This is a genomic window from Halomonas sp. DP5N14-9 (assembly GCF_019802175.1).
GTDB classification, from domain to species: Bacteria; Pseudomonadota; Gammaproteobacteria; order Pseudomonadales; family Halomonadaceae; genus Halomonas; species Halomonas litopenaei.
On sequence record NZ_JAHVHR010000035.1, the window covers coordinates 61,764 to 87,390 of the forward strand.

The following is a 25,627-nucleotide window of genomic DNA, read 5'->3' on the forward strand; positions in this document are numbered from 1 at the left end:
GGCCGTCGACGTGGCCGGCGAATGGCTGGGCAAGCGATTTCTGGCACAAGGGCTGGAGGTTCTGACACAAGCGCCGGAGGTCAGGACTCGTTGGCCGAGCGCTTGGTGTCGTCGCCATCCGAGGCTTGGCGCCGGGGGATTTCCTCGACCCGGGTCAGGATGTCCTCGTCGGCCTCGAACAGGGTCTCGAGCTCCTTGGCCGCCTGCCGCACGGTCTGCATCTGCTTCTTCTCGTTGCCGAAGACCTCGAGCTGACGCCGCAGGGTCTCCTCGTCGTGAGGGCGGAAGGTGTCGATGGTGTGCTGGGCCTGGTCGCGGGGCACACCGAGCCCGATCAGCACCTCACGGGTCATTTCCAGGCTCGCCGGCAGCAGCTCACGAAGGATAAAGCCAACCTTGGCACGCATCAGCAACTGGGCATGGTGACGATCTCGGGCACGTGCATAGATCTTGAGGTGGGGAAAGCGCTTGCTGGCGCGATGGATGATACGCATCGAGATATCCGGATCGCCGACCGCGACCACCAGTACCTGGGCATGACGCGCGCCGGCGGCATCCAGCAGGTCCAGTCGGGTAGCGTCGCCGTAGTACACCTTGTTGCCGTAGCGACGCACGAAGTCGACGTGGTCGGCATTGATGTCGAGGACGGTGTAGGGGATCTCGAGCCCTTGAAGCGCCCGCCCCATGATCTGACCGAAGCGACCGAAGCCGACCAGAATGATGCGTGGCGAATCATCGTCCATGGCATCGAAGTCACGCTTGGGCCGAGGCTTCTTGAACAATGGCCGAACCAGCCGTTCGTGGCCCAGAAACAGGATCGGGGTGGCGGCCATGGACAGCGACACTACCAGCACCAGAACGTGCACGAGGTCCTGCGCCAGCAAGGCGGCGGAACCCGCGGCGGTCAACAGCACGAAGGCGAATTCTCCGCCCTGTGACAACAGCACGCCGAGGGTGGTGGTCTCGCGCCAGCCGCAGCGGTAGACCCGAGCGGCGATCATCAGGCTGGCGCCCTTGGCCAGCAGCAGCAGTGCGGTCAGCCCCAGCACCAGCCCAGGGGACTGTGCCAGCAGGCCGACCTTGGCGGTCATGCCCACCGCCATGAAGAATAGCCCTAGCAGCAGACCGCGAAACGGTTCGATGTCGGCCTCGATGCTGTGGCGATACTCGGAATCGGCCAGCAGGATACCGGCGATAAAGGCGCCAAGTGCCATGGACAGTCCGGCAAGCTCCATCAGCAGGGCGGCACCGATCAGTACCAGCAACGACATGCCGGCGAACACTTCGCGGCTGTCGGTGGCCGCGGCCAGGCGGAACAGCGGCGGCAGCAGCTTGCGCCCGCCAAAGATCAGACCGGTGAAGGCGACGACGGCGATGGCGACTTCCTTGAGCACCGCAGTCATGCCGCCGCTGACCAGCGAGTCGGCGGCCAGGATCGGAATCACCGCCAGTACCGGAATGGCCGCCATGTCCTGGAACAGCAGCAGCGCAAAGGCATGGCGTCCGTGGCGGCTGTTGAGTTCCTGGCGCTCGCCCAGCAGGTGCAGTACCAGCGGCGTAGAGCAAAGCCCCAGACTGAAGCCCACCACCGCCGCCGCCACCGGCGGAAGGCCCAGTGCCAGGGCGGTCAGGCCCAGCACCAGGGTAGTGATGGCCACCTGCAGGCTGCCAAAGCCGAACACCGCCTTGCGCATCAGCTTGAGCCGTGCCGGTTTCAGCTCCAGGCCGATGACGAACAGCAGAAAGACGATACCGACCTGCGAAAACTGCAGTACCCCTTCCGCGTCCGGTACCAGGCCGAGGGCCGAGGGACCGATCAGCACGCCGGCGATCAGGTAGCCGAGCACTTCCCCCAGGCCAAGGCGTTTGATGATCGGGACCACCAGCACCGCCGCAGTGAGAAAGATCAAGACGTTGAGAAGCAGCGCGGTGGCCAAGGTCGGGTCTCCAGGGCGGCTCGTGGGTGGGCCCCATAGCATACCTGATGTCACCGGCATGCATGTTATGCCGATAGCAGCGTGGGCGCTGGGGCGGGGCTCTGTTGCAGGAGGGCTCTGTTACAGGGCGTTGATGCAGGGTCTGGTGCAGGGTTCTGATGTAGGGCTCTGAGGCGGAGCTTTGCTGCGGAGTGCTGGTGCCGGGGCTGGTTCGCGGTGCTGGACAGCCCCCGGCGTCACGCCACCTTTAGCGCCGTGGGCCGCAGCGGGGGTTTTTGTTCATTCGGACGAGAGGCTGTCCTCACCGAGGGCGACATAGCCTGGCAGTGCCTGGATACGCTGGATCCAGGCACGAATGCCGGGAAAGGCGCCGAGATCGAAGCCGCCTTCGTGGGCCACATGGGTGTAGGCGTAGAGCGAGATGTCGGCGATGGTGGGGTGCTCGCCCACCAGAAAGGGCGTAGCCTCCAGCTGACGCTCCATGACGCCGAGCGCCTTGTAGCCGCCTTGCTGCTTGGCATCGAATTCGGCCCGCCGGTCCTCCGGCAATCCGAGGTAGAGCGAGATGAAGCGCGCCACTGCGATGTAGGGCTCATGACTGTACTGTTCGAAGTATTGCCACTGCAGCACCTTGGCATGGCGGTAACGATCCTCGGGCAGCCACTCACTGCCGCTGGCCAGGTAGTGGAGGATAGCGTTGGATTCCGCCAGAAAGCGTCCATCATCCAGCTCGAGCAGGGGGATCTTGCCGTTGGGGTTGCGGCCCAGGAAGTCTTCTTCGCGGGTGTCCCCGGCCAGGATGTCGATGCCTATCCACACCATGCGAATGTCCAGCAGCGATGCCAGCAGCTTGATCTTGTAGCAGTTTCCCGAGCGTGTATCGCCGTAGAGATTCATGGAGGTGTCCCCTGATGCATGGATGATGAGTCTATGGTGTCACTATTGCGGGAGGCGGGAAGGTCGACAGCGCGATTCGGCACTGAGCGACGCTGCGGGAGTCGCAGTGGCATCTGGCAGCTTCTATCCTGTTCCAGGCGGTCAGGGCCGCCCCGTACCGAAGGGTAGTCTAACTCTTGTAGCATGGAGCTGCGCCCCAGTAGCGACAAGGGCTAGCGCGGCAAGAGCGGCAATAGTGTCGAGAGCGGCCAAAAGGGCAAGAGCGGCAGGATGGGCAAGAGCGTCGAGCTGGCCCGACTCGAAGTCAAGGATGCCGGAGGTAAGGCGATGGATGACAGGCGTGCCGCAAGGTGGCCAGCACGACTGCTTGGCCTGTTGGTGCTGGCGACAGCGTTGGTTGCACTGGCCGCCGGGGGCTACCTGCTGGCGCTGGGGGGCTCGGCGTACTACGTGCTGGCAGCGGGGGGGCTGGCGCTGACGGGATGCGGCCTGATGGCACGATGGCGCCTCGCCCCGGGGCTTTACGCTTTACTGCTTGGAGCAACCCTTGGCTGGGCCCTGTGGGAAGTGGGGCTGGACGCTTGGCGCCTGCTGCCGCGTCTGGGCCTGCCGGCATTGCTGGGGCTGGTGCTGCTGTTGCCCTGGTTCTCCCGCGGTGCCTACGCCTGCTGCAGGCAGGCGCTGGGATTGATGACGTTCTCTTGCTTGTCCTTGCTGCTGTTACTGGCCTTTCTCCCTGCTGTGGAACCGTCCTTGTCTTCGCGTCCCGAGAGTTCTGTCTCCTCTGCGCCCGAGGGCGCGGCAAACCCCCAGGGTGAGTCCGCCACTGGCCTTGATGCGCTATGGCGCCTCGATCTGGAGCAGGAGAGGGCGGAGGCAGAGGCAGAGACAGAGACAGAGACAGAGAGCCACTTGGCCACCGCCTTCCCTCTGGTCATCATCGACGACCGATTGATTGTCTGCACCTCGAGCGGCATCGAAGCTCGCATGGTCGCTACCGGCGAGCGTCTTTGGTCACACCCGAACAGCGACGGAAAGGGCAACGTGGACAATGTCGAGCCGCTGGGGCCCTGTCGCACGCTTGCCTATCACGATGCCGCTGAGCGAACGCAGGATATGGTCGAGGGCGTCTTTGCGCCGACCCCCGGGGAGGGCGAGCCGGATCCCCTGGAAATGTCGACGACCCATGAAGGTGCCGGAGAAGAGGGGGTCGCAGAAAGCGATCTGGTCTGTCCGCAGCGGCTGTTCGTTGTCACCCGAGATCGGCGCTTGCTGGCGCTGGATGCCGACACCGGCAGACACTGCGAGAGTTTCGGCACCGACGGCCAGGTCGACCTGGCCGAAGTGGCTGACGTGGCTGACATGAGTGCCGACACATCCGCCGAGATGCTGAAGGGAGCCGCCGGCATCCAGGTCACCTCGCGACTGGTACTGCTGACGGGGTTCGGCCCCGAGGTGGTGGCGCTGGACATCGCCACCGGCGATCGCATCTGGCGCTGGCGGCCCGAGACGCCAGGCGCCGACAACCTTCGCATCGTCGCCGTCGATGAGACCCAGGGCCTGCTGATGGTGGCTGCCCCTGTTGCTCCTGTTGCCTCTGGGGCCGAGCGCCGCCCGGACAACGTCCGAGATGAGAGTGAGCAGGGTTCGGGAGGCCGGGTGACGGCGCTGGAGGTGACCACCGGCGAACCGCTATGGACGCGAGCGCTGGATCTTGCCCCCACGCCGGGCGTGGGGGCGATGCCTGTCGATGCGGCGATCACAGCGTCGACGGCAGCAAAGGACGTTGTCATGGTCAGCCTGGACGATAGACCCCAGGTCGCGGTGGTGGCGACGAGCGAGGGCCGGCTGTTGATGCTGGACATGCCCAGCGGGGAGACCCTGGCGTCGCTCGACCTGAGGCCACCACCGCCGCTGTCGGCAGAGACCTGGCGAACCCCGCCCTCTGACCCGAAGGCACTACGCGAACGCGACATGTGGGGACTTTCGCCGGTGGATCAACTGCTTTGCCGTATTCGCCTGCGGGCCAGGGACAGCGCTGGGCCAGTCACCTTGCCGGCGTCGCTGGAGTGGCTGATCCGACCGACGCTACCCTTGGCGTCACCCCGTGTGGCGCTGAGCCTCGGCCCGGATGGGCAAGCGCTCTACGCCAGCGTCGGCTCCCGTGGTGCTGACCCTCGTCATCCCTGGCTATCCTGCCGTACGCCTCCCTGGGGGGAGCTGGTCAAGGTCGAGCTGTCCGCGCTTTACGCTCTGCACGGCAGTGATGGTAGTGATGGTAGTGATAGCTCGGCGATCGTCTGGCGTCGCACCGTCGGTGACCTCGACATCGAACTGCCCCAGGCGTTGCGCTTGCCGTTCGAGCTTTCTTTGCCTGTCGGAACGGCGAACCTGTCCACGCCGATGATGCTCGCGGGTAGTTCCGGCGACGCAGCGGTGGTCGTCGCGGACCAGACAAGGTCAGTCGCGCTCCACGCCTTCGCTCTGGATGATGGTCGGGCATTGTGGCGCCAGCGAATGGTCGAGGGGGCGCGGGGTACAAGCCAACTCACTTACCAGGGCAGGAGTGAGGCGAACGTGGTGGCGCTTGTCCTGCCGCGAGATGCAGCGTCTTCAGACCAGGCCGCCGAACTGGTGGTGTACGCAGCGCCCGAGGCTTTGCCCCAAGGGGGTGGCACGAAGTGAGCGAGGGCGGGCGTCGGTCCCGCCGCGCCCGGCCATGGCTATGCTGAAAAACAACATTGCAGGTTACGCAGGGGGCACCCATGAGAACCATGTTGATTGTCGTCGTCGGGGTGGTCGTGGTCCTGGTGTTGCTGTGGCGCTGTCCCAAGCCGCGACAGCACACCGCCATGTGGATATTCAGCCTCGCCTGGCTGGCGATATGCGCCTGGAACCTGAGCGTCGGGCTGTCGCACGGCTACGCCCTGGGCGAAGAGTTGCTGGTCCATGCGCTGCTTTACGGGGTACCCGTGGGGCTTGGCTGGTGGCGGGTGTGCAGGGAGCCGTCCTCGATCTGACTGGTGCAACTGAGGCTGGCGCTCTGTTCAGTCGCCGGGCGCCTTTTGTTTATAGTGGCCGGGGATCTTGACGCGCTCGCCATTGGGCAGCGTCTTGACGTGGGTGGGAACGTAGACTCGCTTGATGACACTCTTGGATGTCGCCATGACGGACCTCCTGCATGTTCCATGGAGAGGACCTCCGATAGTCCTCATCACTACCAGAGCCTGATGAGGTTGTAAATGAGAGCATATATCTTTTGTCATCAAATCACATTTGACCTGCATCAAGGGAAGCGACCATTGCCTGCGCAGCGAGTGCGGGGCTAGACCGATGAGCGCCCACGCCCCCCTGATCGAACATCGACACTATCCAGACCGAGTGTTGAGTGACCGCCACGACTTTCAGCAGCTGTTGCTGGGTCGCGGCGGCATGGTGGAACTGGACGTTGGCGGACGTGGTCTGCGCGTAGGGCCGGGCGTACTGGCCCCGGTCCCCAGCGGCGAGACCCACCACTATCTCGCGCCGGGGGCCAACGACATTCTGGTGCTCGACCTGCCGGTGGCCTGGTGCCAGGCCCTGGGGGTGGAGGGGATCTTCGAGAACGAGCGAGCGAGGGGCTATCGCGCGCCGGCGAGCCTGGTCGAGGCCGCGCCCGCCCCGGGCGCCGGCGTCGAGGCGCTGGCCCGATGGCTTTCCCGCCTGCAGCACGCGCTGGACGAAGGGCGCGGCAGGCCGCTCCCTGCGCCGCGTCTGCGTCTGCTCCAGCTGCTGCCAAGGCTACGCGGCGAGCTGGCCCACCCCTGGCGCGTCAAGGAGATGGCGGCGCTGTGCCACCTGTCCGAGGCGGTCTTCGCCCGTCAGTTTCGTGAGCTGCTCGGAGTGCCGCCGGCGGTCTGGCTGCGTCGTGAGCGGCTGGCCCTGGCGCGACAGTTGCTGGTCGCCCGGACTCGTTCCGGCTCGGCCATGGCCCTCAGCGAGGTCGCGCTGGTCTGCGGGTTCCACGACGCCGCCCACTTTTCCCGCGTCTTCCGCGAGGCCCATGACGTTTCTCCCGGCGCCTGGCGGCGTCAAGCCGCAACCGCCACGCACAACAGGTCAGAATCGTACAAGACCTAGTGTGGGCGGCTGGCCCACACTCGAGACCTCGGTGCTCTGGAGGTCTTTATGCGCTCTTCCTCTTCCTCTTCTTCATCTTCTTCCTCTGCCCAGGCGGGGGCATCCTCCGACGCGGTCGACATCTCGCGTAGGCGCGCCACCTGGATCGGTGCCACCACGGTGCTCAATTGGGCCATGCTGGCCCTCTTTACCCAGTTGTCGGGGCCCGTGCCACCGTTTCTGCTCACCGCCCTGGCGTTCGGCGTAGCCTTTGTGTGCTTTGTGGTCTATCAGTGCCTTCGCGGCGAGGCGGTGCTGGCGCCGATGCGCCAGCCGCCACTGGTCTGGGCGCTGGGCGTCGGCGGGCTGTTCGGCTACCACGCCCTCTATTTTATCGCCCAGCAGAACGCGCCGCCGGCCAACGCCGGCCTGATCAGCTATCTCTGGCCGCTGTTGATCGTGCTGTTTGTCGCTCTGCTACCCGGTGAGCGCCTGCGCGGGTTTCACGTGGTCGGTAGCCTGCTCGGTTTCGGCGGGGCGGTGCTGTTGATCGGCGGAGACGTCGACGCCGGCGGTAGCCTCCTGGGCTACGCCGCCGCCTTCGCCTGTGCCTTCGTCTGGAGTGGCTATTCGGTGCTGTCCCGGGCCACCCGCACGGTACCCACCGCCGCGGTGGGGGGCTTCTGTCTGGTCACCGCGATACTGGCGGCAGCGTGTCATCTGGCCTTCGAACCCGGCCGCTGGCCCCAGGGCAGCGACTGGTTCGGTGTCATCGCTCTCGGCCTGGGACCGGTGGGCAGCGCCTTTTTTACCTGGGATATCGGGGTCAAGCAGGGGGACCTGCGGCTGCTGGGTCTGCTGGCCTACTTCACGCCGCTGCTGTCGACCCTGGTGCTGGTGGTGACCGGCTTCGCCGCGCCTACCCTGTGGCTTGCCGGGGCGGCGGTGCTAATCACCCTTGGGATGCTGATCGGCAGCGGCTGGATTGGGCGTAGAAGGTCGTCCCGGGCGTCGGACTGATACCCAGCCGGGCGACTGTATCCTTGGGACAATAGGGAGCCTCAAGCGCGTCTTTCAAACTGGCCTCGGCGTTCGACAATAACGTCGGTCTTCAAGGAGGACGCCAGTCATGAAAGAACACGATTTCGAACTACGTTTTCGACTGCCCCGAGGGGTGAACCCCGAGGATCTCGCCGAGCGGCTGTGTGACGACGGCTGCCGCGACGCCCTGGTCGGCAGGGCCCACGATGATGAAATCGCGCTGCAGTTCTGCCGCGCGGCGGCCTGCTCCGGCGAGGCCATGCGCAGTGCGCTGCAGGATGTGATCAGGGTGGAGCCCAAGGCGAGGTTGCTGGTCAGCCGCTAGGGCTTGCCTGAAGACGCCGACGACGCCGGCAGAGCGCTCGATACACGCAAGACCCGGTGACGGGCCTTGCGCATTTTTATGCCAGAGAGGCCGTCGTCAATGACTTCTGACGCGATGGCGCGACAAGCGGGTAAAGCAGATCGGCGGGGTACTGGCCGTGCTCATGCGGTCGGTATCGGGCTGCGCCCGCCAGCCGCGATAGAGCGCCCAGCGCTTCAAGGCGTCCAGGTTGAGGTGCGGGTGGTGCTCGTCGCGGGGATCGTACTCGGGGGAAGGAAAGGCGTGGGCCAGGTGGTCGTAGCGGGCCAGGGCGCGTTCGCCGCCGTGGGCGGCCAGAGCCCGGTCCAGGGCGGACTGCCAGGCGCGGGTGTCATGCTGCTGGGGTCTTCCATTGGAAACAGCCATGCTGTTGCCCTCCTGAAATCACGTCAGAACATTGGTGGTGTCGCCATTCCCTGGTGGGGTTGTCGGTGGAGTGAAGGAAAGACGCCCGAGCCGTCAGGCCCGGGCGTCGTCTCGATCAATCCCAGCTCAGCGCGCCGCCGACCTGATACTCGGTGACGCGGGTCTCGAAGAAGTTCTTCTCCTTGCGCAGATCGATGATTTCGCTCATCCACGGGAAGGGGTTCTGGGCACCCGGGAACTGCTCCTTCAGGCCGATCTGGGCCAGGCGACGGTTGCAGATGAAGTGCAGGTACTCCTCCATGATCGCCGCGTTCATGCCCAGCACGCCGCGGGGCATGGTGTCGCGGGCGTAGCTGATCTCGAGCTCGGTGCCCTCGAGGATCATCTGGGTGACCTCGTCCTGGAACTCCGGGGTCCACAGGTTCGGGTTCTCGATCTTGATCTGGTTGATCATGTCGACACCGAAGTTCAGGTGCATCGACTCGTCGCGCAGGATGTACTGGAACTGCTCGGCCACGCCGGTCATCTTGTTGCGCCGGCCCATGGACAGGATCTGGCTGAAACCGCAGTAGAAGAAGATGCCTTCGGTGACACAGTAGAAGGCGATCAGGTTACGCAGCAGCTCCTGGTCGGTCTCGACGGTGCCGGTCTGGAAGTCAGGACGCGCCAGCGACTGGGTGTGCTTGAGGCTCCAGGCGGACTTGGCGGCGACCGACGGGACCTCTCGGTACATGTTGAAGACTTCGCCCTCATCCATGCCCAGCGACTCCACGCAGTACTGGTAGGCGTGGGTGTGGATCGCTTCCTCGAAGGCCTGGCGCAGCAGGTACTGGCGGCACTCCGGGTTGGTGATCAGGCGATACAGCGCCAGTACCAGGTTGTTGGCGACCAGCGAGTCGGCGGTGGAGAAGTAGCCCAGTGAACGTTCGACGATGCGGCGCTCGTCGGCGGTCAGGCCGTCGTTGCTCTTCCACAGCGCGATGTCCGCGTTCATGTTCACTTCCTGGGGCATCCAGTGGTTGGCACTGCCGTCCAGGTACTTCTGCCAGGCCCACTCGTACTTGAACGGCACCAGCTGGTTCAGGTCCGCACGGGCGTTGATCATCTTCTTGTCGTCGACCTCGATCCGGGCGGCGCCCATCTCGAGTTCCTCGAGGCCGGCGGCCACGTCGAGTTCTTCCAGCGACTTGCGTGCCCGGGCCATGCGGTCCTGGTCGGCAGCCTGGTAGTTGCCGGCGCTTTCGCGCACCTCATCCGTTGCCTCGGCAGCCGGGGCCGGGGTCGGCTCGGGTGCCTTCTTCGGCTCAGGTACTTCTGCGGTGGCGGTGTCGTCCTCGTGGAACTCGTCCCAGTTCAGCATTGTTGCGGTCTCCCGATCATCTGATCGGCCGACGCGCCTGGCGTCGGCGTGGGGTTGTCTGGTGGCCCCGGCGGTGCCGGGGCGAGGTGTGCGGGCCTGGCCCGCACGTCCGTCATGGCGTTGTCGCCGGTGTTACTGGCAGGCCTCGCAGCCCAGCTCGTCGATTTCCCCGGCGGACGGCGGACGCTGGCCACCCTTGCCCTTGAGGAAGTCGTCGATGCCGCGGGGCTCCTCGGCGGCGGGTGCCGGCGCCGGTGCAGACGCCTGGGGTGCGGTACCGTTGGAGACGGCGTTGAGCTTGCCGCGGTCCACCGTGGACTTCTCCACCGAGGTGGCGCCGAGGGCGCGCAGGTAGTAGGTGGTCTTGAGGCCACGGAACCACGCCATGCGGTAGGTCACGTCGAGCTTCTTGCCGGACACGCCCTGGATGTAGAGGTTCAGCGACTGGGCCTGGTCGATCCACTTCTGGCGCCGTGCGGCGGCTTCGACCAGCCACTTGGGCTCGACCTCGAAGGCGGTGGCGTACTTGGCCTTGAGGTCGTCCGGGATGCGGTCGATGGGCTGGACGCTGCCGTCGTAGTACTTGAGGTCGTTGATCATGACCTCGTCCCACAGGCCGCGTTCCTTGAGGTCGTTGACCATCCAGGAGTTGACCACGGTGAACTCGCCGGACAGGTTCGATTTCACGAACAGGTTCTGATAGGTCGGCTCGATCGACTGGGTCACGCCGCAGATGTTCGAGATGGTCGCGGTGGGGGCGATGGCCATCACGTTGGAGTTGCGCATGCCCTGGCTGCGCACCTTGTCACGGATGCGATCCCAGTCCTGGGTCTGGCTGGTGTCGACCTCGATGTACTGCTCGCCACGCTCGGCCTTGAGCTTGTCGACGGAGTCGATCGGCAGCACGCCCTGGCTCCACAGCGAGCCCTCGAAGCTCTCGTAGCGTCCGCGCTCGGCGGCCAGGTCGCTGGAGGCCTCGATGGCGTGGTAGCTGATCAGCTCCATGGAGCGGTCGGCGAAGGCCACCGCCTCGCCGCTGGCGTAGGCGATGCCCTGGGCGTACAGCGCGTCCTGGAAGCCCATCAGGCCAAGGCCCACCGGGCGGTGCTTGAAGTTGGAGTTGCGCGCCTGGGGCACCGCGTAATAGTTGATGTCGATGACGTTGTCGAGCATCCGCACCGCGGTGCGCACGGTCTTCTTGAGCTTGTCGTTGTCGAGCTCGCCGTCGACCACGTGCTGCGCCAGGTTGATCGAGCCCAGGTTGCACACCGCGATCTCGTCGGGCGAGGTGTTGAGGGTGATCTCGGTGCACAGGTTGGAGCTGTGGACCACGCCGGCGTGGCTCTGGGGGCTGCGAATGTTGCAGGCATCCTTGAAGGTGATCCAGGGATGGCCGGTCTCGAACAGCATCGACAGCATCTTGCGCCATAGGTCCTTGGCCTTGACCCGCTTGAACAGCTTGAGCTGACCGTTGCGGGTCATCTCCTCGTACTCGGCATAGCGCTTCTCGAAGGCCACGCCGTACAGGTCATGCAGATCCGGGCAGGTGGACGGCGAGAACAGAGTCCACTCCTCGTCATTGAACACCCGCTTCATGAACAGGTCCGGCACCCAGTTGGCGGTGTTCATGTCATGGGTACGACGACGGTCATCGCCGGTGTTCTTGCGCAGCTCGAGGAATTCCTCGACATCCAGGTGCCAGGTCTCGAGGTAGGCGCAGACGGCGCCCTTGCGCTTGCCGCCCTGATTGACCGCGACGGCGGTGTCGTTGACCACCTTGAGGAAGGGGACCACACCCTGGGACTTGCCGTTGGTGCCCTTGATGTAGGAGCCGAGCGCACGCACCGGGGTCCAGTCATTGCCGAGGCCGCCGGCCCACTTGGACAGCATGGCGTTGTCGCGGATCGCGCCGTAGATGCTCTCGAGGTCATCCGGCACGGTGGTCAGGTAGCAGCTGGAGAGCTGGCTGCGCACGGTGCCCGCGTTGAACAGGGTCGGGGTGGAGGCCATGTAGTCGAAGCTGGAGAGCAGCTCGTAGAACTCGATGGCCCGCGTCTCGCGGTCGTCCTCGTTCAGCGCAAGGCCCATGGCCACGCGCATGAACATCACCTGGGGCAGCTCGTAGCGCACGTCATCGCGGTGGATGAAGTAGCGGTCGTACAGGGTCTGCAGGCCCAGGTAGGTGAACTGGTTGTCGCGGCTGTGGTCGAGCGCCTCGCCCAGACGTTCCAGGTCGAAGTTGGCAAGCTCGGGGTCGAGCTGTTCGAACTCGATGCCGCGCTCGACGTAGCGCACGAAGGCCGGCTTGTAGAGCTCGGCCATGTCGCCGTAGGTGGCGTCCTCGGCCACGTCGAGGAATGACAGCGCCTCGCGGCGCAGGTTGTCCTGCAGCAGACGAGCGGTGACGTAGGTGTAGTTCGGGTCCTTCTCGACCAGGGTGCGAGCGGTCATCATCAGCGCCTGGGACACGCCATCGATGGTCACACCGTCGTACAGGTTCTTCAGCGAGTCCTGGACGATCTTGTTGGGGTCGACGTTCTCGAGGCCTTCGCAGGCGTCGAACACCAGGGTCTCGATACGCCCCAGGTCCAGCGGACGACGGCTGCCGTCGGCGGCGGTGACGTTGAGGGTCGGGTGCGGCTTCTCGATGCCGCTTTCCTCGCGGGCGCGGGCGTGTTCCTCGCGGTAAAGCACGTAGGCGCGTGCGACCTTCTGCTCGCCGCTGCGCATCAGCGCCAGCTCTACCTGGTCCTGAATATCCTCGATGTGCACGGTGCCACCGTCGGCCAGGCGACGGGCAAAGGTCTGCTCGATGGCCTCGGCGGATTCCTTGACGAAGTCACGGACCCGGCTAGAGGTGGCGGCATTGTCCCCCTCGACGGCGATGAATGCCTTGCTGATGGCCACGGCGATCTTGCCGGCGTCGAAGGGCACCACGTCCCCGGTGCGCTTGATCACGCGCAGCGTGTCGGGGGCGGTGACGGAGACGGACGGTCGGTCCGGGCTAGCGAGGGTATCCATGGCGCCGAGGCTCCCTATGAGGTAGAAAAGTCGTGAAAACAGGCGTGACCAACTGCGAGAAAGAGGCAGTTGACAGGCTTCTGTGATATTGCTAGAGACACATGATGTGGTGTCTCTCTGGATATTCGGACACAAGATAGTGTGCTTCTTGCCCGTCATCAAGTGGATAAGTCTGTGGATGAGGTGTGGTCATCAAGGGGGCAACTGGGCACAACCGGCGTGGGCGCCGTGGTGGCGGCCTTGATGCGCATCAGGGCGAGGGCAGGCGACAGCGCAAAATTCGGGTATCCTTGTGTTATCGCGTGTGACATTGCTCAGCACCAGTCATTCGGCCAGGTTGGATAATGCCCGGCATTCGCCAAAAGGAATGAGACCCCCTATGGAAGAACGTTCAGAGCAACGAGAACAGGATCACGTACTTATCATCGAAGATGATGAGCGTCTCGCTGGTCTGACGCGGGACTACCTCGAAGCCAACGGCTTCCGAGTGAGCCTGGAGGATGACGGCGGTCGCGGCGTCGATCGTATTCTGTCGCTGCAGCCGGATCTGGTGATTCTGGATCTGATGCTGCCGGGCGAGGATGGCCTGTCGATCTGTCGTCGTGTTCGCAGCGACTACGGTGGTCCGATCCTGATGCTGACCGCGCGGACCGACGACATGGATCAGGTCCTGGGGCTCGAGATGGGCGCCGACGATTATGTGCCGAAGCCGGTGCAGCCGAGGGTACTGCTGGCACGCATGCGTGCCCTGCTGCGTCGTCTCGACGGAGCCGAGGTCAGTGGCGAAAGCCGCTTGACGTTCCAGGACCTGGAAATCGACAACGCCACCCGCGAGGCCTGGCTCAAGGGCGAGCGTATCGATCTGACCAGCGCCGAGTTCGACCTTTTGTGGCTGCTGGCCAGCCATGCCGGTCGGGTGCTGACCCGCGAAGAAATCTTTTCCCAGTTGCGTGGCATCCGCTACGACGGCCAGGACCGCTCCATCGACGTGCGGGTGTCGCGGATTCGGCCCAAGATAGGCGATGACCCCCATCATCCGCACCGCATCAAGACGGTCAGGAGCAAGGGCTATCTGTTCGTGAAGGACAGCTGAACCCATGCGTCGCGCCCTGGCCGACAGTACCTTCCTGCGGGTCTACGTCATGCTGGCGGCGACCCTGGTGCTGGCGCTCGGCGTGGCGATGGTGGGCATGACGCTGATCGACAAGGTGCGCATCGAGCACTATCGCGAACAGCTGGCCGAGGCGCCCATGCACCTGTTGGCGACGATGATCGACAGCATGCCGCGGGGCGAGCGGCGTGAGTGGATGGCCGAGAAGTCCGAGGCGCTGGACATGTCGATGTCGATCGTGCCCCTGTCGTCGCTGTCGCCGAGCTACTTCACCCGTCTTCGACTGCAGCGCGGCGGCGTGCTGGTCGGGCGTGACAGTCCCCATGAGTGGCGCTTCTGGCGGCTGATGCCCGCCGGGGGCGCGGTCCTGCAGGTGTCGCTGTCCGGCATGTCGGAGCGCCAGTTGCGGGGCCTGACCCAGCTCAGCGGGGAATGGCTCGCCAGCCTGCCGGCGGGGGCGCGCCAGGCGAGCATCGACAGCATGACCCGCGGCGACCTGCCGGTATCGATCAGCCAGTCCCCTCCGGATATCCTCGAGCCACGTCAGCGCAACCGCCTGGCCGGTGGCGAGGTGATGATGCAGCTACTGCCCGAGCACTGGTCGGTGGTGCTGTTCATGCAGGTGACGCCGCCTGGCGAAGCCCCCTTCTGGCTGACGGTAGGGCCGATGGCCAGCCACGAGGCGCTTCCGCCGGCGCTGTTGGCGTCGATGCTGGTGCTGCTGATGGGCGCACTGGCGATCGTCATCTACCTGATCGTGCGGGGTATCGAGGCGCGCATGGCGCGACTCGAGATGGCCGCCACCCGGCTTGCCAGCGGTCGCCTCGATACCCGGGTCAAGGTCGAGAGCGGCGACTTTCTCGGGCGTGTCGGCATGGCCTTCAACGGCATGGCCTCCCAGGTCCAGTCGCTGTTGCGGGCCCAGCAGGACATGATCCGGGCAGTGTCCCACGAACTCAGGACGCCGGTGGCGAGGATTCGCTTTGCGGTGCAGATGGTCGAGGACATGTCCGAGGATGCCCTGGTCAGGCGCCAGTTGCAGGGGGTCGACAGCGACATCGATGAACTCGACGATCTGATCGACGAAATCCTCACCTATGCGCGCCTCGACAGCGAAACCATCCACGGTGTCGAAGCTTCGCCGGAACCGGTGGAGCTGCGCGACATCTGCGAGCGGGTGATCGACTCCCTGATGCCGCTGCACGGCAATCTTGACGTGCGTCTGTCTGCGGGGCCTGAGATCGAGGTCCACGCCGATTCCCGCTATCTGCAGCGGGCCACCCAGAACCTGGTGGCCAACGCCTGCCGCCACGCCCGCACCCGGGTCAAGGTCAGCCTGCTCGACGAACCCAACCAGGTGCGGGTCGACGTGGAGGACGATGGGGAAGGGGTCCCGCCGGAGGCGCGCCAGGATATCTTCAAGCCCTTCGCCCGCCTGGACGACAGCCGAACCCGCCGCTCCGGCGGCTACGGGCTGGGGCTGTCCATCGTGCAGAAGGTGATGGCCTGGCACGGCGGCACCGTCAGCGTGGACGAGAGCCCCGACCTGAAGGGCGCGCGCTTCTCGCTGATCATCCCCCGCCGGGTCTGAGAATCTGCCCGCGGGCCAACCTGAATGCCGGTGAACGGCCCCTGTTTCGGGCGGGCCTGATTCGTTCAGCGCCTCGACGATGTTTCCTGCTCAGGCCGGCTTGATCCCTTCCAGCACCGCAAAGGACGTCTCCCGCGCGGTGCGCAGAAAGTCGACCATCCAGGGGGCTTCCCGGGTGTCTTCGCGGATGGCGGCGAAGAGCGTGCTCCAGACACCATCCTCGCCCAGCGCGACGGCCTTGACGTAGTCCCGCTCCAGGTACTCGGTCAGTGCCCAGTTGGGCAGCGCACAGACTCCGCGACCGCTGGCCACCAGTTGCATCATCATGATCGTCAGTTCGGCGGTGCGCACCTCCCTGGGGGTGACGCCGGCCGGGTCGAGGAACTGGGTGAACACATCCAGACGCGAACGTTCCACCGGGTAGGTGATCAGGGTCAGGTCGGCCAGATCCTGGGGCGAGACGTGGGAGCTCCCGGCCAGGGCATGCTGACGCGCCACGGCGAGCAGGCCTTCGTAGCGAAACAGCGGCTCGTAGTGAACGCCGGGCAGGGGTTGGGGGTCGGCGGTGATCACCAGATCGAGCTGCTCGCGGGCCAGCGCCGGCAGCGGATCGAAGTGGTGGCCGCCGGGGATGTCGATCTCGACCTCCGGCCAATGGTCGCGGAAGTGATCCACGGTGGGCATCAGCCACTGAAAGCAGCTATGACACTCGATCGCCATGTGCAGGCGGCCCTGCTCGTTGCCGGCCAGGCGCGCCAGGTCACGCTCGGCCATGCGCACCTGGGGCAGGATCTGTTCGGCCAGGTTCAAGAGGCGCAGCCCGGCCCGGGTGAACTCCACCGGCCGGGTCTTGCGCAGGAACAGTGGCCCGCCCAGACGCTCCTCCAGATCCTTGAGCTGGTGGGACAGCGCCGACTGGGTCAGGTGGACCCGTTCGGCGGCCTCCACCAGGGAGCCGGCGTCGCGCAGCGCTATCAGAGTGCGCAGATGACGGAGTTCGAGCATTATCGTGAGCTTCTTTCATAGTAAAGATTAAGAAGTTTAGTTTGATTCACCCTTCGGATGCCAGCGACACTTCGTCGTATCATTCATGATCAAGGTGAATCACCATGACTTTTTCTCATATTCTGGGGTATCCCCGCATCGGTGCCGACCGCGAGCTCAAGCGCGCCACCGAAGCCTACTGGAAGGGCGACGCCGATCGGGCCAGCCTGGAGGCCACCGGTCACGAGTTGCGCAAGCGTCACTGGCAGGACCAGCGCGAGGCGGGACTGGACCTGGTGACGGTGGGCGACTTCGCCTTTTATGACCAGGTGCTCAACGTGTCGCTACTGCTGGGTGCCGTGCCGGCGCGTTTTGCTGCCAAGGCCGAGCTCGAGCGTGGTGAAGTCGATCTGGACACCGCCTTTCGCATGGCCCGGGGCCGCGCGCCCAGCGGAGAACCCGCCGCCGCCTGCGAGATGACCAAGTACTTCGATACCAACTATCACTATCTGGTACCGGAACTGCACCAGGGGCAGGACTTCCGCCTGGCCAGCACGCGGCTGTTCGACGAGGTCGTCGAGGCGCAGCAGCAGGGGCACGCGGTCAAGGTGGCACTGGTCGGGCCGCTGACCTGGCTGTGGCTCGGCAAGGAGCGGGGCGAGTCGTCCTTCGATCGTCTGGCGCTGCTCGATGGTGTGCTGGCGGTCTACGCCGAGGTGTTCGCCCGACTCGCCAAGCTGGGTGTGGAGTGGGTGCAGCTCGATGAGCCGGCCCTGGCCCAGGACCTGCCCAGCGACTGGAAGGTAGCCTTCGAACGTGCCTACCATCATCTGCAGGGGTCGGGGGTCAAGCTGCTGGTGGCCAACTACTTCGGCGGCCTCGGCGACAACCTGACCCTGGCGGTCAATCTGCCGGTGGCGGGGCTGCACCTGGACGCCGTGCGTGCCCCACAGGAGGTCGAGACGGTGGTCGACCGTCTGCTGCCTCACAAGGTGCTGTCGCTGGGCGTCATCGACGGACGCAACATCTGGCGCGCCGATCTGGCTGCCCTGCGCGATCAGTGGACCAACGCCGCCAGCCGTCTGGGCGAGCGTCTGTGGATCGCCCCCAGCTGCTCGCTGCTGCATGTGCCGGTGGACCTGGAGCGCGAGACCGAGCTCGACGCCGAGTTCAGAAGCTGGCTGGCCTTCGCTCGCCAGAAGCTCGACGAGACCGTGACCCTGGCAAGACTGCTCGCTGGCCGGGTGCGACCCGAAGACGAGGCGCTGCTGGCGGCTTGCGTGCAGGCGATTGCCTCGCGGCGTGAGTCGCCACGCATTCATCGTCCCGAGGTCGGTGCACGCCTGGCGGCGCTTGGCGAGGCCGACAGCCAGCGCCCGAGCCCCTATCTGCAGCGCGCCGAGCAGCAGCGTCGCGCCCTCGGACTGCCGCTGTTTCCGACCACCACCATCGGCTCCTTCCCCCAGACCGCCGAGATTCGCGCTGCCCGTCGTGACCACAAGGCAGGACGCCTGTCTGCTGACGACTACCACACCAGGATGCGCGAGGAGATCGCCCAGGCGGTGCGGCTGCAGGAAGAGCTGGGCCTGGACATGCTGGTCCACGGCGAGGCCGAGCGTAACGACATGGTCGAGTACTTCGGTGAGCAGCTCGACGGTTACGCCTTCACCCGCTTCGGCTGGGTCCAGAGCTATGGGTCACGCTGCGTCAAGCCACCGATCCTGTTCGGCGACGTGAGCCGTCCAGCACCGATGACGGTGGAGTGGAGCCGCTACGCCCAGTCGCTGACCGGGGCGCCGATGAAGGGCATGCTGACCGGCCCGGTGACCATGCTGCAGTGGGCCTTCGTGCGTGATGACCAGCCTCGCGCGACCACCTGCCGCCAGATCGCCCTGGCACTGCGTGACGAGGTGTGTGACCTGGAGGCGGCGGGCATTCGCGCCATCCAGATCGACGAGCCGGCGCTGCGGGAAGGGCTGCCGCTGCGCAAGGCCGAGTGGCAGGAGTATCTGGACTGGGCGGTGGAGGCGTTCCGCCTGTCGGCCAGCGGTGTAGCGGACGCGACCCAGATCCACACCCACATGTGCTATTCCGAGTTCAACGACATCATCGCTTCCATCGCCGAGCTGGACGCCGACGTCATCACCATCGAGACCTCGCGCTCCGACATGGAGTTGCTCGACGCCTTCCGTGACTTCGACTATCCCAACGAGATCGGACCGGGGGTCTACGACATCCATTCACCGAACCTGCCCGAGGTGGACTGGATGGTGGCGCTGATGGAAAAGGCCGCCGAGCGCATCTCGCTGGAGCGGCTGTGGGTCAACCCGGACTGCGGCCTCAAGACCCGTCAGTGGGATGAGGTGACGCCGGCGCTGGCCAATATGGTCCAGGCGGCCAAGGAGCTGCGTCGACGCCACGCCTGACGACCGAGCCGCACTAGAGGGCCCGTGACGCCGGGAAGCGCGGTTGAAAGTTCGTCGATTGTGCGAGGGGGCGATCCCATGGTGGCAGAGCCGCGCCTTTTGACGATGTGGCTGGTAAGCTTCGCCAGTAGGCCCCGACAGGGACACGCCAGACGGCACCTGGCGGGGCCACGGAATCGTACTGATGTCGTGATCGAAGGAGCCTGTCATGTGTCGTCCCGCTGTCGTCTCACCCCTCCTTGTCGTGATGCTGAGTGGACTGGTGGGGTGCGCCACTACCAGCGCTCCCGGTCCTGCCAGCGAGCAGACCGATCGCGCGGAGCGGCGCGGTTCCTTTACCGATGCGCCGGTTGAGCAGAAGGCGCCGCTGCTGCCCTCTGCCTACTTTGTCGGTGATGGCGCTACCTTCGTTGGCTGGCGCTGTTCGCCGAGTCAGGACATGGTCTCGGCGACCCAGGAGGATTCGCTCAGGTTGTGGACCACCCACGGTGCCGAGCAGTTGCCCCAGGCGGTGGTGGACCAGGGCGAGCGTTACCAGCGAGGGGAACTCAGCGCCCATATCATTGGTGATCGGGCGGTGATCAAGAGCTCCCGCGGTCGGCTCGAGTGCGAGGCCCGTACCCGCCGCGACTCCCTGCGGCGCAGCGACAAGCCCGGGGTGATGTTCCTGGCCCGGGGCAACGAGCCAGGCTGGCACCTCGAACTGGCCAATGACGTGCCGCGCATCGACATGAGTCTGGACTACGGCGAGCGTGAAGTGAGCCTGCCCTATCGCGTCACCACCCTGGACAACGGTGCCGGTCGAGTGATCCTGGAAAGCGGCCGCGCCGATGCGCCCTTCGAGCTGCGCATCGAGGCCGGTGCCTGCTTCGATGATATGGCGGGCACGCCCTGGCCGGCCCAGGTCACCTTGAACGTCAACGGACGTCAGCTGCAGGGGTGTGGGCAGGGCATCGCGCCCTGACGGGGGCGACGCGGACGCGCTTGGCAAGCCGACGAAAGCGCCCTTGTCTTGTTTGTGTAGCCAGCACACGCGAATAAAGCGCCGAGCGGCGCTTTATTCGTTTTTATCGAAAGATATTCCGAGATTTATTCGCTTTTCGACAATTTTATTGGCGGTAAACTGTGCGCAGACATCATCTTCCACAGGAATTCGCCATGACCCGCGTACTGCTTGTCACCTCATCCATCCTCGCCGACCAGGGCCAGTCCACCCAGCTGGCGCGCCACTTCGAGCGCCTGGCGCGCCAGCGTGACGATATCGAGATCACCCATCGCGACGTGGTCGCCGACGACCTGCCGCACCTGGGCCTCGACGAGCTGTCCAGCTGGCAGGTGGCGGACGCAGAGCGCAGCGAGGCACAGCGCGAGCTGGCGACGCGCTCCGATGAGCGTCTCGCCGAGCTCGAGGCCCACGACGTGCTGGTGCTCGCCGTGCCGCTGTACAACCTGGGCATTCCCTCCCAGCTTAAGGCCTGGTTCGACCGTATCCTGCGCGCGGGCAAGAGCTTCCGCTACACCGAGAATGGCCCGGTGGGGCTGCTCGAGGGCAAGCGTGCCATCGTGCTGGGCGCTCGCGGCGGTCAGTACGCCGGTAGTGCTCTGGATACCCAGACACCGCACCTGCGCCATATGCTGGGCCTGATCGGCATCAATGAGGTCGAGACGGTGTTTGCCGAAGGGCTCAGCATGGGTGACGAACACAAGGAAGCGGCCCTCACCACTGCCCACGCCGAGATCGAGGCGCTGATCGCCAGGCTGTAAGCCGCGCCCGAGGTCTGAAGACACTGATTCGCACGCCGCCGTGGCCAGGGCCACGGCGGCGTGCGTATGGTGATCGTCGCTCAGGGAAGAGGCCGACACCCGGCCGGGTGTCAGCGAGCGTCGCAGTCGTCGCCTGCGCCCAGATGCCAGCGCGAATCGACGAAGTCAGCGACACACAGCGCGGGCTGTGGTGACAGCATGCGCTCGAACAATTGCCCCATGGGTCGCTGGCTTGCGCTCATCGGCAGTTGCAAGGTCGGTTCCAGGGCGCGCCAGCCGCCATCCAGGCGTTCGGCCAAAGCAAAGCGAAACGGATGGAAGCCGGGAAAGCCCAGGCGCAGGTCGGTGGCCAGCAGACGTTCGGCGTCTCCCTTGCGCTCCACCTCGTAGCGCACAAAGGGGCCAGCGAACCAGGCCAGGCGGCGACCGCTGTCGAGCGCCAGGGCGGCAGCCTCGAGTTCGGTACCGCGTCGAAACAGTTCGACGACCGGGCGGGTATCTCCGTCGAGCAGGCCGATCAGCGTCTCGGCGTGGCGATCGCCGTCCACGGCGGTGACCCGCCACAGCAGGATCGAGAAGGGCGCCGGCTGGATCAGGCGCGGTGCCTCGGCCATGTCCACTCGGTCGAGCGCCTCGTCGGCCCTGGCATCGACCCAGCCGCGCGCGCCCAGCGCCAGCAGCAGGTACAGCGTCGAGATCACCAGGCCCCAGCTGGCGGCGCGTTGCAAGGTCGCTGGCCGATGGCCACGCCACAGTGCGATCACCAGAGCGACCAGCAAGGCCAGGGTGTAGGCCGGGTCGATGATGAACACCAGCGGGGTAGCGCTGGGCGCGGTGACCTCGAGTGGCCACCACAGCTGGGTGCCGTAGGTGGTCAGCGAGTCCAGCAGCGGATGGGTCACCAGGCACAGCCAGAAGAACAGCCACCAGCGCAACAAGCCAAGGTGTTGCAAGCCCAGGCCCTGGGCCGGGCTTAAGCTCAAGCCCAGTCCCTGTGCAGGGCGTCTGGCCCGACGCTCGGCCAGTCGCTCGGCCAGTCGCTGAGCTAGCCCGGCCAGCACCAGCGAGAGCCCCGTCAATACGAAGAGCGAATGACTGAAGCCACGGTGGTAGGTGACGTTGGCCACGGCGTCGCCGTAGTCGATCAGCACGTCCAGGTCCGGCAGGCTGCCGACCACCGCGCCGGCGAGCAATGACTTGCGGCCCAGGTGACGGCCCAGAACCGCGCCTCCCAGGGCCGCGCCGAGGGCGGCCTGGGTCAGCGAGTCCATGGTGGCGCCGCCGCCAGTACTCGGGCCTGCACCGGGCAGTCGTCACGGTGGGCGCCGGCCAGGTAGCCCGCGCTCATCAGGAACTCCTTGACGATCTCCGGGCCGGTAAAGCGAAAGTGACGCTTGAACAGCTTCACCCAGTCCGCGTGTTCACGCGGGTGGTGGGCATCCAGCCAGGCCTGAAAGCCGCCGTGGGACTCCCGCATGGCCTGGATCACCCGGGCGTTGTGGATCACCGCCTCGATCTTCAGGCGGTGACGAATGATGTCGGCGTCGGCCAGCAGACGTGCCCGATCGTCGTCGTCGTAGGCGGCGACCCGATCGACGTCGAAGCCGTCGAAGGCGCGCTTGAAGCCCTCGCGCTTCTTCAGCACCGTAAGCCACGACAGACCGGCCTGATTGATCTCGAGTGCCAGGCGCTCGAACAGGTCGGACTCGCCTCGGATCGGGAACCCGTATTCGCTGTCATGGTAGGGCCCGTGCAGCGGATGCCCCGGGGCCAGGTCGCAGTACTCGCTCATGCGGCTTGCTCTTGTTGGTAAGGTGTCTCGATTCCCTGGGACCGACCTGCGCTACGACAAAAGGGTACCGACTCGGCATACCCTTGATGGCGCGATTCTGCGATCCTGAGGCCTGTCCTTCTCTTTTTCCGTCAGGAGATCATACGCGATGACACGTCTTTCTCGCGCCCTGGGTGCCGCTCTCATGGGTGTCTTCAGCCCGCTTGCACTGGCCGCCGGCCTGGACATGCACAAGGATCCTCACTGCGGCTGCTGCAGCGCCTGGGCCGAGCACATGCGTGAGGCCGGCTTCGAGGTGCGTCTTCACGACAGCCCCGACATGGCGTCGATCAAGCAGCGCCTGGGGGTTCCCCAGGCGTTGGCGTCCTGTCATACCGCTACCCTGACCAATGATGCCGGCAGGCGTTACCTGATCGAGGGCCATGTCCCCGCCGAGCAGGTGGCCTGGCTGCTGGAGGCGTCGCCGGACATCGATGGTCTGGCGGTGCCGGGCATGCCCCACGGCTCGCCCGGGATGGAGACCGGTCGCCTCGATGACTATGCGGTGCTCGGCTTTACAGTCGACGATGGCCGCGCCAAGGTAGTGGCCCGTTACCCTTAAGCTCGCGCAGCAGACGCGGCCTACCCCTGAACTCCGAGGAGACCCGAATGCAATTTCTACACACCATGGTGCGTGTCAGCGACCTCGACGCCTCTCTGCACTTCTATTGCGACCTGCTGGGCCTCAAGGAGGTGCGTCGCAAAGACAACGACAAGGGACGCTTTACCCTGGTGTTCCTGGCGGCGCCAGAGGACGAGGAGCGCTCGAGCCAGCTCAACGCGCCGGAGCTCGAGCTGACCTGGAACTGGGACCCGGAGGAGTACCAGGGCGGACGCAACTTTGGCCACCTGGCCTATCGCGTCGATGACATCTACGCCCTGTGTCAGAAGCTCATGGACAACGGTGTGACCATCAACCGGCCCCCCCGTGACGGCCATATGGCCTTCGTCAGGAGCCCGGACGGCATTTCGGTGGAACTGCTGCAGAAGGGCGACGCCCTGGAACCCGCCGAGCCCTGGGCCTCGATGGAGAACACCGGCAGCTGGTAGCGAGCGAAGGGCCGCTGTCGATCGTGCCAGCGAGCGGCACCGAAGGGGCAGCGAAGGGATGGGGGAGCTGACTCCCCCATCGACACCTTGTCTTGCAGCTTGCCACGTGACCTGCCACGCGGGCGTCGTTTGCTCAGGCGGGGATGGCGCTGTCTCTCAGCAGGTGTGACGACAGTGCCGGCCACTGGTCTTCCCAGTGCTCGGTGGGGCGGTGGCGGTAGTCGCTGCGCACGTACTGGGCGATGCGTCCCTCGATCTGGGCGGTCAGCAGGTTGGCGCCGGCGCTGGCCGGCATCGCCAGCCGGCGACCCTCGCGCAGCTCCGCCTCGCGTAGTACCTGCTTGAACTGGGTATCCAGCCGCTCGAACAGCTGGTGGATACGCTGCCTCAGTCGCGCCGTCTCGCCGGTCAGCACGTCGCCGCCCAACAGCCTCGACAGGCCCGGGTTCTTTTCGGTGAAGGCCAGCACCAGGGTCATGATCTGATGGCAGCGCGGCAGCGCCTCCTGCTGCTCGTCGAGGATGCGCGTGATGCGCTCGAACAGGGTCTCCTCGATAAAGCTGATCAGGCCCTCGTACATCCTGGCCTTGCTCGGGAAGTGGCGGTAGAGCGCTGCCTCCGAGACGCCGACCTGGCGCGCCAGGGCGGCGATGGTGATGCGCTTGCCGCTGTCTTCTTCCAGCATCAGGGCCAGCGCCTGCAGTATCTGGTCCCGCCGACTTGGGGTCTTTTCCTGCGTCATGATATCGAATTCTTTTGTCGTTGATGGCCCGCCGGGGCGCCAGCGGGCGAGTTCCCTTGCGTCCGGAGCTTGTGCCCGGTTCGCACTTCCTTGCGTCGTTATCGTGTCGCTTTCGTATCGCCCTGGTACGGGTACTTCAGTTGGGCGATTCGTTGGTGATCAGGGTGCCGACACCCGCGTTGGTAAAGATCTCCAACAGGGTGGCGTGGGGCACCCGGCCATCGACGATATGGGCGCTGACGACCCCGTCCTTGACCGCGTCGAGGGCGCAGCGGATCTTCGGCAGCATACCACCGTGGATGGTGCCGTCGGCGATCAATTCGTCGACCTGAGCGGTGGAAAGTCCCGTCATCACCTCTCCGTCGCGGTTCATCAACCCGGCCACGTTGGTCAGCAGCATCAGCTTCTCGGCGCCGAGCGCCTCGGCCACCTTGCCGGCCACCAGATCCGCATTGATATTGTAGCTGCGACCTTCGCCGTCGACCCCGATGGGGGCGATCACGGGAATGAAATCCCGGGCGGCGAGCATTTCGATCAGGTCGGTGGAGACGTGTTCCACTTCGCCCACATGGCCGATGTCGATGATCTCGGGCGCCGTCATTTCCGGGCTCTGGTGCTCGACCTTGAGCTGGCGCGCGCGGATCTGGGCGCCATCCTTGCCGGTCAGGCCGATGGCCTTGCCGCCGCACTGATTGATCTGGTTGACGATATCCTTGTTGACCAGTCCGCCGAGCACCATCTCGACCACGTCCATGGTCTCGGCGTCGGTGACACGCATGCCACCGACAAAGCGCGACTCGATGTTGAGCTTGGCCAGCAGATCACCGATCTGGGGGCCGCCGCCGTGGACCACCACCGGATTGATGCCGACTTCCTTCATCAGCACCATGTCCCGGGCGAAGGAGTCGATCAGGGCGTCCTCGGTCATGGCGTTGCCGCCATACTTGACCACCACGGTCTTGCCGGAAAATTTCTGGATATAGGGGAGGGCCTCGGAGAGGACCTCCACCACCAGGCGCGGATCGCGTGCCTGTTCGCTCATGG

Annotated in this window: 22 protein-coding genes; 12 read left to right on the forward strand and 10 right to left on the reverse strand. The window is 65.4% G+C overall.

What is annotated here, in order from left to right; translation table 11 throughout:
* Nucleotides 1-80: 80 nt before the first annotated feature.
* Nucleotides 81-1,937 carry a monovalent cation:proton antiporter-2 (CPA2) family protein gene (locus KUW00_RS20030; RefSeq protein WP_108449727.1) on the reverse strand — a complete coding sequence of 619 codons (1,857 nt, stop codon included), beginning with the start codon at nucleotides 1,935-1,937 and terminating at the stop codon, nucleotides 81-83.
* 279 nt (nucleotides 1,938-2,216) lie between these two features.
* A complete protein-coding gene (locus KUW00_RS20035; protein ID WP_108132258.1) occupies nucleotides 2,217-2,834 on the reverse strand; it encodes a glutathione S-transferase family protein in 618 nt (205 codons plus the stop codon).
* Between the two features lie 270 nt (nucleotides 2,835-3,104).
* Between KUW00_RS20035 and KUW00_RS20040 the strand changes: the two genes are divergently transcribed.
* The 5 genes from KUW00_RS20040 (at nucleotide 3,105) to KUW00_RS20060 (ending at nucleotide 8,298) form a co-directional block, all read left to right on the forward strand.
* Complete coding sequence (locus KUW00_RS20040) at nucleotides 3,105-5,519, forward strand: PQQ-binding-like beta-propeller repeat protein (protein WP_222569983.1); 2,415 nt, start codon at nucleotides 3,105-3,107, stop codon at nucleotides 5,517-5,519.
* 80 nt (nucleotides 5,520-5,599) lie between these two features.
* Nucleotides 5,600-5,854: a hypothetical protein gene (locus KUW00_RS20045; protein WP_045991231.1), complete on the forward strand. Its 255-nt coding sequence runs from the start codon at nucleotides 5,600-5,602 to the stop codon at nucleotides 5,852-5,854.
* A gap of 313 nt (nucleotides 5,855-6,167) precedes the next feature.
* Nucleotides 6,168-6,953: a helix-turn-helix transcriptional regulator gene (locus tag KUW00_RS20050; RefSeq protein WP_222569984.1), complete on the forward strand. Its 786-nt coding sequence runs from the start codon at nucleotides 6,168-6,170 to the stop codon at nucleotides 6,951-6,953.
* 48 nt (nucleotides 6,954-7,001) lie between these two features.
* Nucleotides 7,002-7,952: a DMT family transporter gene (locus tag KUW00_RS20055; RefSeq protein ID WP_222569985.1), complete on the forward strand. Its 951-nt coding sequence runs from the start codon at nucleotides 7,002-7,004 to the stop codon at nucleotides 7,950-7,952.
* Between the two features lie 109 nt (nucleotides 7,953-8,061).
* Nucleotides 8,062-8,298 carry a hypothetical protein gene (locus tag KUW00_RS20060; RefSeq protein WP_045991287.1) on the forward strand — a complete coding sequence of 79 codons (237 nt, stop codon included), beginning with the start codon at nucleotides 8,062-8,064 and terminating at the stop codon, nucleotides 8,296-8,298.
* Between the two features lie 96 nt (nucleotides 8,299-8,394).
* On the opposite strand, the gene KUW00_RS20065 is transcribed toward KUW00_RS20060, so the two are convergent.
* The 3 genes from KUW00_RS20065 to KUW00_RS20075 form a co-directional block, all read right to left on the reverse strand.
* Nucleotides 8,395-8,703 (reverse strand): hypothetical protein, encoded by a 309-nt coding sequence (locus tag KUW00_RS20065; protein WP_045991229.1) that lies wholly within the window; start codon nucleotides 8,701-8,703, stop codon nucleotides 8,395-8,397.
* Nucleotides 8,704-8,818: 115 nt separating this feature from the next.
* Nucleotides 8,819-10,063 (reverse strand): ribonucleotide-diphosphate reductase subunit beta, encoded by a 1,245-nt coding sequence (locus KUW00_RS20070; protein ID WP_124803534.1) that lies wholly within the window; start codon nucleotides 10,061-10,063, stop codon nucleotides 8,819-8,821.
* A 132-nt stretch (nucleotides 10,064-10,195) separates the two neighbouring features.
* Nucleotides 10,196-13,084, reverse strand: coding sequence for a ribonucleoside-diphosphate reductase subunit alpha (locus tag KUW00_RS20075; protein ID WP_222569986.1), 2,889 nt, complete (start codon nucleotides 13,082-13,084; stop codon nucleotides 10,196-10,198).
* Nucleotides 13,085-13,463: 379 nt separating this feature from the next.
* Here KUW00_RS20075 and KUW00_RS20080 point away from each other — a divergent pair, with 379 nt between their 5' ends.
* Together KUW00_RS20080 and KUW00_RS20085 are read left to right on the forward strand one after the other, a co-directional pair.
* A complete protein-coding gene (locus KUW00_RS20080; RefSeq protein ID WP_083970186.1) occupies nucleotides 13,464-14,177 on the forward strand; it encodes a winged helix-turn-helix domain-containing protein in 714 nt (237 codons plus the stop codon).
* A gap of 4 nt (nucleotides 14,178-14,181) precedes the next feature.
* Nucleotides 14,182-15,786 carry an ATP-binding protein gene (locus KUW00_RS20085; protein ID WP_222569987.1) on the forward strand — a complete coding sequence of 535 codons (1,605 nt, stop codon included), beginning with the start codon at nucleotides 14,182-14,184 and terminating at the stop codon, nucleotides 15,784-15,786.
* Nucleotides 15,787-15,876: 90 nt separating this feature from the next.
* Here the strand turns inward: KUW00_RS20085 and KUW00_RS20090 are convergent, their stop codons facing one another.
* Nucleotides 15,877-16,791, reverse strand: coding sequence for a LysR family transcriptional regulator (locus KUW00_RS20090; RefSeq protein WP_222569988.1), 915 nt, complete (start codon nucleotides 16,789-16,791; stop codon nucleotides 15,877-15,879).
* A gap of 104 nt (nucleotides 16,792-16,895) precedes the next feature.
* On the opposite strand from KUW00_RS20090, the gene metE reads away from it, so the two are divergent.
* The 3 genes from metE to KUW00_RS20105 all read left to right on the forward strand — a co-directional run bounded on the left by metE (nucleotide 16,896) and on the right by KUW00_RS20105 (nucleotide 20,960).
* Nucleotides 16,896-19,196, forward strand: a complete 2,301-nt coding sequence (gene metE / locus KUW00_RS20095; RefSeq protein ID WP_222569989.1) for a 5-methyltetrahydropteroyltriglutamate--homocysteine S-methyltransferase — start codon at nucleotides 16,896-16,898, stop codon at nucleotides 19,194-19,196.
* Between the two features lie 208 nt (nucleotides 19,197-19,404).
* The gene (locus KUW00_RS20100) at nucleotides 19,405-20,160 is read left to right on the forward strand and encodes a COG3650 family protein (protein ID WP_108132266.1); all 756 of its coding nucleotides are present in this window, start codon (nucleotides 19,405-19,407) and stop codon (nucleotides 20,158-20,160) included.
* A gap of 194 nt (nucleotides 20,161-20,354) precedes the next feature.
* Complete coding sequence (locus tag KUW00_RS20105) at nucleotides 20,355-20,960, forward strand: FMN-dependent NADH-azoreductase (protein WP_108132267.1); 606 nt, start codon at nucleotides 20,355-20,357, stop codon at nucleotides 20,958-20,960.
* Nucleotides 20,961-21,070: 110 nt separating this feature from the next.
* Here the strand turns inward: KUW00_RS20105 and KUW00_RS20110 are convergent, their stop codons facing one another.
* Both KUW00_RS20110 and KUW00_RS20115 read right to left on the reverse strand, forming a co-directional pair.
* The gene (locus tag KUW00_RS20110; RefSeq protein WP_222569990.1) at nucleotides 21,071-22,231 is read right to left on the reverse strand and encodes a metal-dependent hydrolase; all 1,161 of its coding nucleotides are present in this window, start codon (nucleotides 22,229-22,231) and stop codon (nucleotides 21,071-21,073) included.
* Nucleotides 22,219-22,752: a DNA-3-methyladenine glycosylase I gene (locus tag KUW00_RS20115; protein ID WP_045991219.1), complete on the reverse strand. Its 534-nt coding sequence runs from the start codon at nucleotides 22,750-22,752 to the stop codon at nucleotides 22,219-22,221. Before KUW00_RS20115 ends, KUW00_RS20110 begins: the two co-directional genes overlap by 13 nt.
* Nucleotides 22,753-22,900: 148 nt before the next feature.
* Here KUW00_RS20115 and KUW00_RS20120 point away from each other — a divergent pair, with 148 nt between their 5' ends.
* The gene (locus KUW00_RS20120; protein ID WP_108132269.1) at nucleotides 22,901-23,353 is read left to right on the forward strand and encodes a DUF411 domain-containing protein; all 453 of its coding nucleotides are present in this window, start codon (nucleotides 22,901-22,903) and stop codon (nucleotides 23,351-23,353) included.
* 47 nt (nucleotides 23,354-23,400) lie between these two features.
* Nucleotides 23,401-23,841 (forward strand): VOC family protein, encoded by a 441-nt coding sequence (locus tag KUW00_RS20125; RefSeq protein ID WP_045991217.1) that lies wholly within the window; start codon nucleotides 23,401-23,403, stop codon nucleotides 23,839-23,841.
* A 133-nt stretch (nucleotides 23,842-23,974) separates the two neighbouring features.
* On the opposite strand, the gene slmA is transcribed toward KUW00_RS20125, so the two are convergent.
* Both slmA and argB read right to left on the reverse strand, forming a co-directional pair.
* On the reverse strand, nucleotides 23,975-24,583 hold the full coding sequence (gene slmA, locus KUW00_RS20130) for a nucleoid occlusion factor SlmA (RefSeq protein ID WP_045991216.1): 609 nt from the start codon (nucleotides 24,581-24,583) through the stop codon (nucleotides 23,975-23,977).
* A gap of 136 nt (nucleotides 24,584-24,719) precedes the next feature.
* The gene (gene argB / locus KUW00_RS20135; RefSeq protein ID WP_045991215.1) at nucleotides 24,720-25,625 is read right to left on the reverse strand and encodes an acetylglutamate kinase; all 906 of its coding nucleotides are present in this window, start codon (nucleotides 25,623-25,625) and stop codon (nucleotides 24,720-24,722) included.
* Nucleotides 25,626-25,627 lie beyond the last annotated feature (2 nt).